The organism is Pseudomonas sp. VE 267-6A (assembly GCF_024126555.1).
GTDB lineage: Bacteria > Pseudomonadota > Gammaproteobacteria > Pseudomonadales > Pseudomonadaceae > Aquipseudomonas > Aquipseudomonas palmensis.
In genome coordinates, this window is record NZ_JAMYBY010000001.1 from 279,938 (window position 1) to 292,504 (window position 12,567).

Consider the following 12,567-nt stretch of genomic DNA (forward strand, 5'->3'; position numbering starts at 1 on the left):
GCCGCCAGCAAAACCGACAGCGCCACTTGGCCGAGAGTGTGCATTGGCGTCTCGACAAAGCCCCGCCGGGCCACGGACAATAGCGGCCTGCCGACAGGAGTCCTGAATGCGCCGTTTGTTTTTTCTGCTGTTGATGATCTGCACCACGCCTGTCCTGGCAGATACCCACGACCAACTGTACAAGGTTGCCGGGTGGCCGGAGCAGCGCGCCCACTTCACCGATGCCCTCGATGCCGCCCAGCAGCGCTATCGCAGCAGCCTGCCGCCTGCAGTCTTCCAGGCCCTGGTGAACAACAGCAACCAGCGTTTCGAACCCACCGCCGTCGACCGCCGCGCCGAAGCCCAGTTGCGCGCCAACCTCAGCGACCCCAAGCCTGCGCTGGCGTTTTTTCAATCCCCCCTGGGGCGCAAGATCGTGGCGGCCGAGCTGCTGGCCACCCGCCGTGACCAGTTGGCCAAGAATGCCAAGGGCCTGCCCAAGATCGAGGCCAGCGACAGCCGCCTGCTGATCATCGGCCACCTGGCCCAGGCCCTGCCGGCCCGCGAGGCCGGTGCCGAGGTCAGCCTGGCGATTGCCGGGGTGGCGGCCGACAGCCTGAGCCAGATGATCCCCGGCCTGCTCGGTGGCAGCCAGGCCCAGGGCCTGCTCGACGGACAGCGCCAGCGCCTGATGCAGCAGATCGAGGCCGACCTGAACAACACCCTGCTGTATGTGTATCGCGGGCTGTCGGATGCCGAACTCGACGCCTTTGCAAGCTTTGCCGAATCGCCCGAAGGCAAGGCGTACTATGCCGCCGCCCTGGCCGCAATCCGGGCTGGCCTGGCGGTCGGTCAGAGCACCTCCGACCTGCAGTGATCAGCCCAGGCGCTGGCCGATGAAGGCAAAGTAGTCTCGGCGTATTGCCGGCAGCTCGTTGACCAGGTGGTGGCGGGCTTCGGGCATCAGCAGAATCTGCGGCTCGGCGAACTTGGCCTTGAGCACCTCAAGGTTGTACGGCCAGTCCACGGTCATGTCGGCCTGCCCCTGCACGATCAGCGGCTGGCGCGGGCTGCATGGCGCCAACTCGATACGTTTGACCCACGCCATCAGCGCCCCGACCCAGGCAGTGGGCAGGCGCCGCGGCTGCAGCGGGTCGGCCTGCAGGAACGGTAAAAAGGTCGGGTCGTTGCTGTTGTCGCTGAAGCGCCGCTCGATGCCGGTGACGAAGTGGCGCAGCACCTGATAGCTGAATTTCGACCAGCGCCACGCACGCGGGCGTACCAGCGGCGCCAGCAGAATCACCTGGCCCTGGGCCGGGCTGTGCGCGCCGTGGTGCAGCAGGTGGTCGACCAGGATGGCGCCGCCGGTGCTCTGCCCGCACAGGTGCCAGGGTTGCGGCAGGTTCAGCGCCTGGCCCTGCTCGAACAGCGCCTGCAGCACGTCCTGATACACCGCAAAGTCATCGATGCTGGCGCGCTCGCCGCTGGACAGCCCATGGCCCGGCAGGTCGCAGGCGATGACCGCGAACTGCCGGGCCAGAGCCCATTCGATGGCGTGGCGGTAGAGGCCCATGTGGTCGTAGAAACCGTGCAGCAATACCAGCGTCGCCACAGGCGCGGCGGGCAGCCAGACCTGGGCGACCAGCTCGAAGCCTGCGGTGTCGAAGCGCCCCAGCCAGCTGTCGACGCCGGGGATGTCCAGGCTGTAGAAATGCCGGTACGCCTGCGCCTGGGTCGACAACGGCTGACGCGCGGCCAGCGGTTGCAGGCTGGCACGCAGGGAGTCGGGCTGGAATGACGCGGGCATGGAAGTTACCAACAACGGGGCAAAGGATTGACCTGTGATATTCATCTGTTGCGAACGGCGTGGCAAGCTGGGGGACTTTTTTGTTGCCTGTGCCGTCCCCTCGCCCGTAGGCGCCGGCCTTGCCGGCGAAAAGATACACCTCTTTCCAGAATTGGTACCCCGATGCCCCGCCACCTGCTCACCGGCCTCACCCTGCTCCTCTGCGCCGCCGGCCTGTGGTGGGCCTACGACAGCTTCCAGGGCCGCTACCTGCGCCCCTTCGACAACCACACCGCACTGTTCGCCGGCGACACTCTGCGCCTGCCAGAAGACATCGCCGGCCCCGGCCCCGTCCGCCTGGTGCACTTCTGGGACCCGGCCTGCCCCTGCAACGTCGGCAACCAGCAGCACCTGGCCGAGCTGACCGAGCACTTCGCCGCCCAGGGTGTGGAGTTCTACGTGGTGCAAAAGCCCGGTACCCACGGCCAACTGCCCGCCACCCTCGGCGCGCTCAAGCCACTGGCCGATCTGCCCGGCGCCGAGCACCTGCCGGCAAGCCCTGCGGTAGCGATCTGGGACCGCAACGGCCAGCTCGCCTACTTCGGCCCCTACAGCGAGGGTGCCACGTGCAATTCGAGCAACAGCTTCATCGAGCCCATTCTGCTGGCCCTCACCCAGGGCCGCAGCGTGAACGCCACCCACACCCTGGCGGTGGGCTGCTATTGCCCCTGGGCCGGCTAGCGTACCCGTGCCGGGTTGCCCATCGCTGTCGCCCCCGCCGGCACATCGCGGGTCACCACTGCGCCCGCGCCGATGATCGCATCATCACCAATGCTCACCCCTGGCAGAATCAGCGCACCGGCACCGATCCACACGTTGCTGCCGATGTTCACCGGGCGCCCGCTCTCCAGCCCCGAACGGCGGATGGCCGGATCGCGCGGATGGTCGGCGGTGAGGATCTGCACACCGGGGCCGATCTGGCAGTCATCGCCGATGTGCACCTGCACCACGTCGAGGATCACGCAGTTGAAGTTGACGAACACGTTGGCGCCCAGCGTGATGTTGTAGCCGTAGTCGCAATGAAACGGCGGCCGGATCACCGCGCCTGCCCCCACCTTGGCGAAGTGCTCGACCAGCAGGGCATGACGCTGCTCGTTGAGCAGTTCTGGGGAATGGTTGTAGCGGTACATCCAGTGCTTGTTGGCGATCTGCTCGGCCTGCAGCTCGGGACAGCCGGCATGATAGAGCTGGCCGGCGAGCATTTTCTGCTTTTCACTGAGGTTCATCGGACCGTGGCTTCCTGGGATGGGTTAAGTTGCAGGGTCTATCCTGTGCCGAACATCTGACCGGCCAGGGCAAGGAACGATCCTCGCACAAGGAGCCCCGATGAAACGCAGCCTTACCCTTCTTGCGGTGCTCATCGCCGCCGTCGCCGGCGGCGGCTACTGGTATGCCCACAGCAAGTTGCCGCAACGCACCGGCGAAGTCACCGTGGCCGGCCTGCAGGCGCCGGTAAGCGTGCGCTACGACCAGCGCGGCGTACCGCACATCCAGGCGCAGAACGAAACCGACCTGTACCGCGCACTGGGCTACGTGCACGCCCAGGACCGCCTGTTCCAGATGGAAATCACCCGGCGCCTGGCCAATGGCGAACTGGCCGAGGTACTGGGCCCCAAGCTGGTGGAGACCGACACCCTGTTCCGCAGCCTGCGCATTGCCGAGCAGGCGCGCAGCATGGTCGCCCGCCAGGACAGGCAATCCCCGGCCTGGCTGGCCCTGCAAGCCTACCTGGAGGGCGTGAACGCCTGGCAGGACTCGCACCCCAGGCCCGTGGAGTTCGATGTGCTGGGCATCACACCGCGCCCGTTCACCGCCGAGGACACCCTGAGCATCGCAGGGTTCATGGCCTACAGCTTCGCCGCCGCGTTTCGTACCGAGCCGCTGCTGACCTACGTGCGCGATCACCTGGGCAAGTACTACCTCAGCGACTTCGAACTGGGTTGGGACCCCGAAGGCGCGGTGCAGACCCCGCCACACCTGGCCGCCGCCGACTGGCGCAGGCTGGGCCGCATCGCCCAGGTCAGCCACCAGGCGCTGGGCGATGCGGGCCTGCCGCAATTCGAGGGCAGCAACGCATGGGCCGTCAGCGGCAGGCTCACCGCCAGTGGCAAGCCGCTGCTGGCGGGCGACCCGCATATTCGCTTCTCGGTGCCGTCGGTGTGGTACGAGGCCGAACTGTCGGCGCCGGGCTTTCACCTGTACGGCTACCACCAGGCGCTGAACCCGTTCGCCTCGCTGGGACACAACCGCGAGTTCGGCTGGAGCCTGACCATGTTCCAGAACGACGACCTCGACCTGATCGCCGAGCAGGTCAACCCGGACAATCCCGAACAGGTGAAGATCCACGGCCAGTGGCACGACCTCACCTCCACCCAGCAGCAGGTCCGGATCAAGGGGGAAGACCCGCTCACCCTCACCCTGCGCCGCTCGCCGCACGGGCCGATCATCAACCCCGCCGTCAGTGGGCATGAAAACGGCACGCCGATCGCGATGTGGTGGGCATTCCTGGAAACCGAGAACCCGATCCTGGAAGCCTTCTACGACATCAACCGCGCCAACACCCTGGACAGGATGCGTGCGGCCGCCGCCAAGATCCACGCCCCCGGCCTCAACCTGGTATGGGCCAACGCACAGGGCGATATCGGCTGGTGGGCGGCAGCGCAGTTGCCGATCCGTCCGGATGGGGTGAACCCGGCGTTCATTCTCGACGGCAGCACGGCCCAGGCCGACAAGCTCGGCTTCTACCCGTTCAGCGCCAACCCGCAGCAGGAGAACCCCGCCGCGGGCTACATCGTCTCGGCCAACTTCCAGCCGGTGTCGCCCACCGGCATGGTCATCCCCGGCTACTACAACCCGCCGGACCGCGGCCGCCAGCTCAACAACAACCTGGCCTCGCCCGGCGTGAAGTGGGACCTGCACAACAGCCAGGCGTTGCAGCTGGACACGGCCACCGCCTATGGCCCGCACCTGCTCACACCGCTGCTGTCGGTACTGCGCCAGGTGGTCACCGACGTACACGAGCGCGAGCTGGTCGAGCAACTGGCCGCGTGGCGCGGCGACTACCCGGTGGAATCGACCAGCGCCACGCTGTTCAACCAGCTGCTGTACGAATTCGCCCGCGCCGCCACCCATGACGAGCTCGGTGACGAATGGTTCGAGACGCTGCTGTCGACGCGCATGGTGGATACCTTGCTGCCGCGCCTGGCCGCAGACGTGGATTCGCAGTGGTGGGCGCGCAAGGGCAGCAACGCGCACAGTGACCGCGAAACGGTGGTCAAGCTGGCCTGGGACAACACCCTGGCGCACCTGCGCACCACCCTGGGCAAGGACCCGGCGAACTGGCAGTGGGGCAAGGCGCACACGTTGACCCACGGGCACCCGCTAGGTGCGCAGAAGCCGCTGAACCTGCTGTTCAACGTGGGGCCATTCGCGGCGCCGGGCGCGCATGAGGTACCGAACAACCTGTCATCCAGAATCAGCCCGGCACCGTGGCCGGTGACCTACGGGCCATCGACGCGGCGCGTGATCGATTTCGCCGATGCAGGGACGGCGCTGAGCATCAACCCGCTCGGGCAGAGCGGCGTGGTGTTCGACAGGCACTATGCCGATCAGGCGCAGGACTATATCGACGGCAGGTATCAGCGGGCGCTGATGGGGTTGGCGGGGGAGACCGAGGGGACGTTGCGGCTGGTGCCCTAGGGCTGCTGTGCAGCCCATCGCGGGTCACGCCCGCTCCCACAGGGGTCTGCGGTGTTCGCAAAACCTGTGGGAGCGGGCGTGACCCGCGATGGCTTTTTCAGATCAGGCCGAGACCTGCGCAGCAGTGGCGCGGCGCACGTCCGGCTGCTTCCACGAGTCCGCGGCGCTTTCTTCGATGGCTTGCTGGATCGCGCGCTTGCGGCGCTCTTCGGCACGGCGGCTGAAGTACCAAACCATGAAGGTCACCAGCGACACGCTGAGCAGGATCAGGCTGGCCACCGCGTTGATCTCCGGCTTCACGCCCAGGCGCACCGCCGAGAACACTTCCATCGGCAAGGTGGTCGAACCCGGCCCGGACACGAAGCTGGCCAGCACCAGGTCGTCCAGCGACAGTGCGAACGACATCATGCCGCCCGCCGCCAGCGACGGCGCGATCATCGGGATGGTGATCAGGAAGAACACCTTCCACGGCCGCGCGCCCAGGTCCATGGCCGCCTCTTCGATGGACAGGTCCAGCTCGCGCAGGCGGGCCGACACCACCACCGCCACATAGGCGGCGCAGAACGTGGTGTGAGCGATCCAGATGGTGACGATGCCGCGCTCCTGCGGCCAGCCGATCATCTGCGCCATGGCCACGAACAGCAGCAACAGCGACAGACCGGTGATCACCTCAGGCATTACCAGCGGTGCGGTGACCAGGCCACCGAACAGCGTGCGCCCCTTGAAGCGGGTCACACGGGTCAGTACGAACGCCGCCAGGGTACCCAGCGCCACCGCGGCCACCGCGGTGTAGCAGGCGATCTCCAGCGAGCGCATCACCGAGCCCATCAGCTGGGTGTTGTCGAGCAGGCCCACGTACCACTTCACCGACCAGCCCCCCCACACCGTCACCAGCTTGGAGGCGTTGAACGAGTAGATCACCAGGATCAGCATGGGCAGGTAGATGAACAGCAGGCCTACCACCAACATCAGTTTGGAGAAACTGAAACGCTTCATGCCCTGCCCTCCATCTCTTTGGCCTGGCTGCGGTTGAACAGCAGGATGGGCACGATCAGGATTGCCAGCATCACCACCGCCAGGGCGGATGCCACCGGCCAGTCACGGTTGTTGAAGAATTCCTGCCACAGCACCTTGCCGATCATCAGGGTTTCCGGGCCGCCCAGCAGCTCGGGGATCACGAACTCGCCCACCACCGGGATGAACACCAGCATGCAGCCGGCCACGATGCCGTTCTTGGACAGCGGCACGGTGATTTTCCAGAAGCTGTTGAAGGTGCTCGAACCCAGGTCGGACGCCGCTTCCAGCAGGCTCTGGTCGTGTTTGACCAGGTTGGCGTAGAGCGGCAGGATCATGAACGGCAGGTACGAATAGACCACGCCGATATACACCGCCAGGTTGGTGTTGAGGATCTGCAGCGGCTGATCGATCAGCCCCAGCCACATCAGGAAGGCATTGAGCAGCCCGTTGTTGCTGAGGATGCCCATCCACGCATACACGCGGATCAGGATCGCCGTCCAGGTCGGCATCATGATCAGCAGCAGCAACACGGTCTGCATTTCCTTGCGCGCGTTGGCGATGGCGTAGGCCATCGGGTAGCCGATCGCCAGGCACAGGATCGTGCTGATCAGGGCCATCTTCAACGAGCCCAGGTAGGCCGCGATGTACAGCTCGTCCTCGGTCAACAGGCCATAGTTGGCCAGGTTGAGTACCAGCTGCACCTTGTCTTCGAGGTAGGTGAAGATCTCGGTGTACGGCGGGATCGCCACGTCGGCTTCGGCAAAGCTGATCTTCAGCACGATGAAGAACGGCAGCATGAAGAACAGGAACAGCCACAGGAACGGCACCCCGATCACCAGGTGACGCCCTTCGGGTATCAATCGCTGAAACGCTCGCTTGAGCTTGCGCGCTGTCATGACCGCAGGACCACGCCGCTGTCGTCTTCCCACCACACGTAGACCTGGTCATCCCAGGTCGGCCGGGTGCCCTGGCGCTCGGCGTTGGCGACGAACGACTGCACGATCTTGCCGCCTGGCAGCTCCACGTAGAACACCGAATGGCCACCCAGGTAGGCGATGTCGTGCACCTTGCCGTGGGACCAGTTGAACTCGAAGCTCGGCTGCTCGGTGGTCACCAGCAGTTTTTCCGGCCGCAGCGCATAGGTGATGCGCTTGTCTTCGACCGAGGTGGTCACACCGTGGCCCACGTAGATCTTGCGCTCGAGCTCGGGGCTGGCGATCAGCGCGTGGCCCTCGGCGTCCTCGACCACTTCGCCTTCGAACAGGTTGACGTTGCCGATGAACTCGCACACCAGGCGGCTGGTGGGGGTTTCGTAGATATCGATGGGGCTGCCGATCTGGGCAATCCAGCCCAGGTGCATGATCGCGATGCGCTGGGCCATGGTCATGGCCTCTTCCTGGTCGTGGGTCACCATCACGCAGGTCACGCCCACGCGCTCGATGATCTCCACCAGTTCCAGCTGCATCTGCGAACGCAGTTTCTTGTCCAGCGCGCCCATCGGCTCATCGAGCAGCAGCAGCTTGGGCCGCTTGGCCAGCGAACGGGCCAGGGCCACACGCTGACGCTGGCCACCGGAGAGCTGGTGCGGCTTGCGCTTGGCGTACTGGGTCATGTGCACCAGCTTGAGCATCTCGGCCACCCGCGCCTCGATCTCGTCCTTGCTCATGCGGTCCTGCTTGAGGCCGAAGGCGATGTTGTCGGCCACGCTCATGTGCGGGAACAGCGCGTAGGACTGGAACATCATGTTGATCGGCCGCTCGTAGGGCGGCATATCGGTGATGTCCACGCCATCGAGGAAGATCCGCCCTTCGGTCGGACGCTCGAACCCTGCCAGCATGCGCAGCAAGGTGGACTTGCCCGAGCCGGAGCCACCGAGCAGCGCGAAGATCTCGCCCTTCTTGATCTCCAGGGACACATCGTCCACCGCTACGGTTTCGTCGAACTTCTTTGTAACCCGGTCGATCTTGACCAGCACCTGTTTAGGTTGCTGATCGCCTTCTAGGGCTTTCTTATAGGCACCGGAGGCAACTGCCATGTGTGAAACTCCCAACAAGATTTTGGTGCCCGCCCCTGCCGTGACGGGCCCTGGATAGTTACTTGCCCGACTTGATCTTGGTCCAGCTTCGGGTCATCAAACGTTGCACTTTGGGGGGTAACTCTGAGTTGACGTACAACTTGTCCAGCACCTCTTGCGGTGGGTAAACCGCTGCGTCGGTTCGCACGCTCTGGTCCATGAGTTCGCCAGCCTTGGGGTTCGGGTTGGCGTAACCGACGTAATCGCTGACCTGGGCGATGACCTCAGGCTTGAGCAGATAGTTGATGAAGGCGTGGGCCTCTTTGACGTTCTTGGCGTCCTTGGGAATCGCCAGCATGTCGAACCAGAGGTTGCCGCCTTCCTTGGGGATCGCGTAGGCGATTTCCACGCCCTTGCCCGCCTCTTCGGCGCGGGACTTGGCCTGGAACACGTCGCCGGAGAAGCCGGCGGCCACGCAGATGTCGCCGTTGGCCAGGTCCGAGATGTACTTGGACGAGTGGAAGTAGGTCACGTAGGGCCGTATGGCCAGCAGCTTCTTCTCGGCGTCGGCGTAGTCCTTGGGGTTGGTGCTGTTGGGGTCGCGGCCCATGTAGTTGAGCACCGCCGGCAGCATCTCGTCGGCCGAGTCGAGGAACGCCACGCCGCACTTGGAGAGCTTCTTGATGTTTTCCGGCTCGAACAGCACGGCCCATGAATCGATGGTGTCGATTCCCAGCGCGGCCTTGACCTTCTCGACGTTGTAGCCGATGCCATTGGTGCCCCACAGGTAGGGGACCGCGTACTGGTTGCCCGGGTCGTTCTTCTCCAGGCGCTTCATCAGGGCCGGGTCGAGATTGGAATAGTTGGGCAGCAGCGTCTTGTCGAGCTTCTGGAACGCGCCCGCCTTGATCTGCTTGCCGAGGAAATGGTTGGACGGCACCACCACGTCATAGCCGGTGCGACCGGCCAGCAGCTTGCCTTCCAGGGTTTCGTTGGAATCGAAGACGTCCTGCACCGGCTTGATGCCGGTCTCCTTTTCGAAGTCCGCAAGGGTGGTCTGGCCGATGTAGTCCGACCAGTTGTAGATATGCACCGTGGGCGCCGCCTGGACACTGATCGCCAGCGTCAGGCTCGCTGTGGCCAGGACGGCCTTGCGAAAATGTGAAGTAGACAAGTGGGAGGTCCTCTACAAAAGTGCCCGAGTCGTTTGGCAGATACGCCTGCGGTACCGGCAAACCGGCGCGCAACTTACCTTCGATACACCCATCGAGCAAAAAGAATTTGCCCTCGAGCCCCGTTCAGGCACTGTTTTTCAGTGCCTGACGGGAAAAACCGGATTTATTTGCCCGATTTGATCTTGGTCCAGCTGCGGGTGATCAGGCGCAGGGTGCCTGCATCCAGGTCGCTGATCGCGTACAGGTGCTTCTTCACTTCATCCGACGGGTAGATGCTCGGGTCGCCGGAGATGTCCTTGTCCACCAGAGCGGTGGCTGCCTTGTTGCCGTTCGGGAAGCGCACGGCGTTGGTGATCTCGGCCATGACTTCCGGCTGCATCAGGAAGTCCATGAACTTGTAGGCTGCTTCGACATTGGTGGCGTCCTTGGGAATCGCGACCATGTCATAGAAGGTGCCGGCGCCTTCTTTCGGAATGCTGTAGGCCAGCTTGACCTTGTCGCCCGCTTCGTGGGCACGGGCCTTGGACTGCTCCAGGTCACCCGAGTAACCCACGGCCACGCAGATGTTGCCGTTGGCCAGGTCCGAGATGTACTTGGAGGAATGGAAGTACGCCACCGATGGGCGAATGCTCAGGAACAGGTCTTCGGCGGCCTTCAGGTCTGCCTTGTCCTTGCTGTTGGTCGGCTTGCCCAGGTAATGCAGGGCCGCCGGGATCATTTCGGTCGGTGCGTCGAGGAAACTCACGCCGCAGCTCTTGAGCTTGGCGATGTTTTCCGGCTTGAACACCACGTCCCACGAGTCGATCTTGTCGACGCCCAGCGCGGCCTTGACCTTCTCGGGGTTGTAGCCGATGCCGATGCTGCCCCACATGTACGGGAAGGCATGCTTGTTGCCCTGGTCACTGGCATCGCCCACGGCCTTGAGCAGGTCTTCGTCGAGGTTCTTCCAGTTCGGCAGCTTGGACTTGTCCAGCTCCTGGTACACACCGGCCTTGATCTGCTTGGCCAGGAAGTTGTTGGACGGTACCACCACGTCGTAGCCCGACTTGCCGGCCAGCAACTTGGCTTCCAGGGTTTCGTTGCTGTCGAACACGTCGTAGACCACCTTGATGCCCGACTGTTTCTCGAACTTGGCGATGGTGTCCGGCGCAATGTAGTCGGACCAGTTGTAGACGTGCAGCACCTTGTCGTCCGCCTGAACAGCACCGGCCATCAACCCCGCGAGGGTAGCGGCCAACAGCGTCTTGCCCATTTTCTTCATGCGTAATGCTCCAGAATTTTTTATAGAAACCATCTGTTCAGCGACCGACTCGTTCGGCGCAAGCGCTGGGCGACTGAAACAGTCGCTAGTCTGGCAAGATCCACGGCGCGGTTTCAACCAGAGTGCGCCGCAGATCGCCATTCAACCCAAGGCTGAGCCTAGCACCTGCTCACTTCAACGCTTCGAGCGTCAGGTCCAGGCATTTGCGTGCCTTTTCCACCAGCTCGTCGATCTCCTCGCAGGTGATGACCAGCGGCGGCGCGATGATCATGGTGTCGCCCACGGCGCGCATGATCAGCCCGTTGTCGAAGCAGAACTGGCGGCAGATCATGCCCACGCCCTTGCCCTCGTAACGGGTGCGGGTCGCCTTGTCCTTGACCAGCTCGATCGCGCCGAGCATGCCCAGGCCACGGACCTCGCCCACCAGCGGATGATCGTTCAGCTCACGCAGACGTTTCTGCAAATACGGTGCCGTTTCTGCCTGAACGCGCTCGATGATTTTCTCGTCGCGCAGGATCCGCAGGTTTTCCAGGGCCACCGCTGCCGCCACCGGGTGGCCGCTGTAGGTGAAGCCATGGTTGAAGTCGCCGCCCTCGCTGAGCACGGCCGCCACTTCGTCACGCACGATCACGCCGCCCATGGGGATGTAGCCCGAAGTCAGGCCCTTGGCGATGGTCATCAGGTCGGGCTTGAGGCCGTAGTAGTCGGTACCGAACCACTGGCCGGTACGACCGAAACCGCAGATCACCTCATCGGCAATGAACAGGATTTCGTACTTGGCGAGGATTTCCTTGATCTTCGGCCAGTAGGTTTCTGGTGGGATGATCACCCCGCCAGCACCCTGGATCGGCTCGGCGATAAAGGCGGCCACGTTGTCTTCGCCGACTTCGAGGATCTTCTTCTCCAGTTGCTCGGCGGCCCATACGCCGAACGCGTCCGGGGTCATGTCGCCGCCTTCGCCGAACCAGTACGGCTGCGCAATATGCACGATGCCCGGCAGCGTACCGCCCTGCTCGTGCATGCCGCTCATGCCGCCCAGGGCAGCGCCGGCCACGGTGGAGCCGTGATAGCCGTTGACCCGACCGATGATCACCTGCTTCTGCGGCTTGCCCTTGAGCGTCCAGTAATGGCGGACCATGCGCAGGTTGGTGTCGTTGCCTTCGGAGCCGGAGCCGGTGAAGAACACATGGCTCATGCCCGCAGGGGCCACCTCGGTGATCGCCCGGGCCAGCTCCAGCGCCGGCGGGTGGGCGGTCTGGAAGAACAGGTTGTAGTACGGCAGCTCGCGCATCTGGCTGGCTGCCGCCTCGGCCAGTTCTTCACGGCCGTAGCCGACGGCCACGCACCACAGCCCGGCCATGCCGTCGAGGATCTTGTTGCCCTCGCTGTCCCACAGGTGCACGCCCTTGGCCTTGGTGATGATCCGCGGGCCTTTTTCCTTCAGCTGCTTGTAGTCGCTGAACGGCGCCAGGTGATGATCACGACTCAGGTCTTGCCACTCGCGGGTTTGCGGGTTCTTGACGCTCATGTGCTTCTCCGATGACTGACGGCCGCGCTCCTGCGGCCCCGGGGTTTA

At 64.1% G+C, this 12,567-nt stretch carries 11 protein-coding genes; 3 read left to right on the forward strand and 8 right to left on the reverse strand.

All coding sequences use genetic code 11. From position 1 onward, the window contains the following. The first annotated feature begins 106 nt into the window (after window positions 1-106). Complete coding sequence (locus tag NJH59_RS01245) at window positions 107-856, forward strand: DUF2059 domain-containing protein (RefSeq protein WP_043863435.1); 750 nt, start codon at window positions 107-109, stop codon at window positions 854-856. On the opposite strand, the gene NJH59_RS01250 is transcribed toward NJH59_RS01245, so the two are convergent. After that, window positions 857-1,786, reverse strand: coding sequence for an alpha/beta hydrolase (locus NJH59_RS01250; protein WP_253086249.1), 930 nt, complete (start codon window positions 1,784-1,786; stop codon window positions 857-859). A gap of 162 nt (window positions 1,787-1,948) precedes the next feature. Between NJH59_RS01250 and NJH59_RS01255 the strand changes: the two genes are divergently transcribed. Further along, window positions 1,949-2,506, forward strand: coding sequence for a DUF6436 domain-containing protein (locus NJH59_RS01255; protein WP_043863433.1), 558 nt, complete (start codon window positions 1,949-1,951; stop codon window positions 2,504-2,506). On the opposite strand, the gene NJH59_RS01260 is transcribed toward NJH59_RS01255, so the two are convergent. After that, window positions 2,503-3,051 (reverse strand): sugar O-acetyltransferase, encoded by a 549-nt coding sequence (locus NJH59_RS01260; RefSeq protein WP_043863432.1) that lies wholly within the window; start codon window positions 3,049-3,051, stop codon window positions 2,503-2,505. The two genes, NJH59_RS01255 and NJH59_RS01260, sit on opposite strands and share 4 nt — an antisense overlap. 100 nt (window positions 3,052-3,151) lie before the next feature. Here NJH59_RS01260 and NJH59_RS01265 point away from each other — a divergent pair, with 100 nt between their 5' ends. Next, window positions 3,152-5,524 carry a penicillin acylase family protein gene (locus tag NJH59_RS01265; RefSeq protein WP_253086250.1) on the forward strand — a complete coding sequence of 791 codons (2,373 nt, stop codon included), beginning with the start codon at window positions 3,152-3,154 and terminating at the stop codon, window positions 5,522-5,524. A gap of 102 nt (window positions 5,525-5,626) precedes the next feature. On the opposite strand, the gene NJH59_RS01270 is transcribed toward NJH59_RS01265, so the two are convergent. From NJH59_RS01270 to NJH59_RS01295, 6 genes are all read right to left on the reverse strand, one after another. Beyond that, window positions 5,627-6,520, reverse strand: a complete 894-nt coding sequence (locus NJH59_RS01270; RefSeq protein WP_043863430.1) for an ABC transporter permease subunit — start codon at window positions 6,518-6,520, stop codon at window positions 5,627-5,629. Next, on the reverse strand, window positions 6,517-7,398 hold the full coding sequence (locus NJH59_RS01275; protein ID WP_173925095.1) for an ABC transporter permease subunit: 882 nt from the start codon (window positions 7,396-7,398) through the stop codon (window positions 6,517-6,519). The genes NJH59_RS01270 and NJH59_RS01275 overlap by 4 nt, the downstream gene beginning before the upstream one ends. Window positions 7,399-7,433: 35 nt before the next feature. Next, window positions 7,434-8,576 (reverse strand): polyamine ABC transporter ATP-binding protein, encoded by a 1,143-nt coding sequence (locus tag NJH59_RS01280; protein ID WP_043863428.1) that lies wholly within the window; start codon window positions 8,574-8,576, stop codon window positions 7,434-7,436. Between the two features lie 58 nt (window positions 8,577-8,634). Then, entirely contained in the window at window positions 8,635-9,729 is a 1,095-nt protein-coding gene (locus tag NJH59_RS01285; protein WP_054915512.1) for a polyamine ABC transporter substrate-binding protein, read from the reverse strand. 164 nt (window positions 9,730-9,893) lie between these two features. Continuing rightward, window positions 9,894-10,991 (reverse strand): polyamine ABC transporter substrate-binding protein, encoded by a 1,098-nt coding sequence (locus NJH59_RS01290; RefSeq protein WP_043863426.1) that lies wholly within the window; start codon window positions 10,989-10,991, stop codon window positions 9,894-9,896. Between the two features lie 169 nt (window positions 10,992-11,160). Further along, the gene (locus tag NJH59_RS01295; RefSeq protein WP_253086251.1) at window positions 11,161-12,519 is read right to left on the reverse strand and encodes an aspartate aminotransferase family protein; all 1,359 of its coding nucleotides are present in this window, start codon (window positions 12,517-12,519) and stop codon (window positions 11,161-11,163) included. Window positions 12,520-12,567: the final 48 nt, after the last annotated feature.

Coding starts and splice junctions, on each gene's coding strand:
- NJH59_RS01245 (WP_043863435.1), top strand. CDS start 107: ATGCGCCGTTTGTTTTTTCTGCTGTTGATGATCTGCACCACGCCTGTC.
- NJH59_RS01250 (WP_253086249.1), bottom strand. CDS start 1,786: ATGCCCGCGTCATTCCAGCCCGACTCCCTGCGTGCCAGCCTGCAACCG.
- NJH59_RS01255 (WP_043863433.1), top strand. CDS start 1,949: ATGCCCCGCCACCTGCTCACCGGCCTCACCCTGCTCCTCTGCGCCGCC.
- NJH59_RS01260 (WP_043863432.1), bottom strand. CDS start 3,051: ATGAACCTCAGTGAAAAGCAGAAAATGCTCGCCGGCCAGCTCTATCAT.
- NJH59_RS01265 (WP_253086250.1), top strand. CDS start 3,152: ATGAAACGCAGCCTTACCCTTCTTGCGGTGCTCATCGCCGCCGTCGCC.
- NJH59_RS01270 (WP_043863430.1), bottom strand. CDS start 6,520: ATGAAGCGTTTCAGTTTCTCCAAACTGATGTTGGTGGTAGGCCTGCTG.
- NJH59_RS01280 (WP_043863428.1), bottom strand. CDS start 8,576: ATGGCAGTTGCCTCCGGTGCCTATAAGAAAGCCCTAGAAGGCGATCAG.
- NJH59_RS01290 (WP_043863426.1), bottom strand. CDS start 10,991: ATGAAGAAAATGGGCAAGACGCTGTTGGCCGCTACCCTCGCGGGGTTG.
- NJH59_RS01295 (WP_253086251.1), bottom strand. CDS start 12,519: ATGAGCGTCAAGAACCCGCAAACCCGCGAGTGGCAAGACCTGAGTCGT.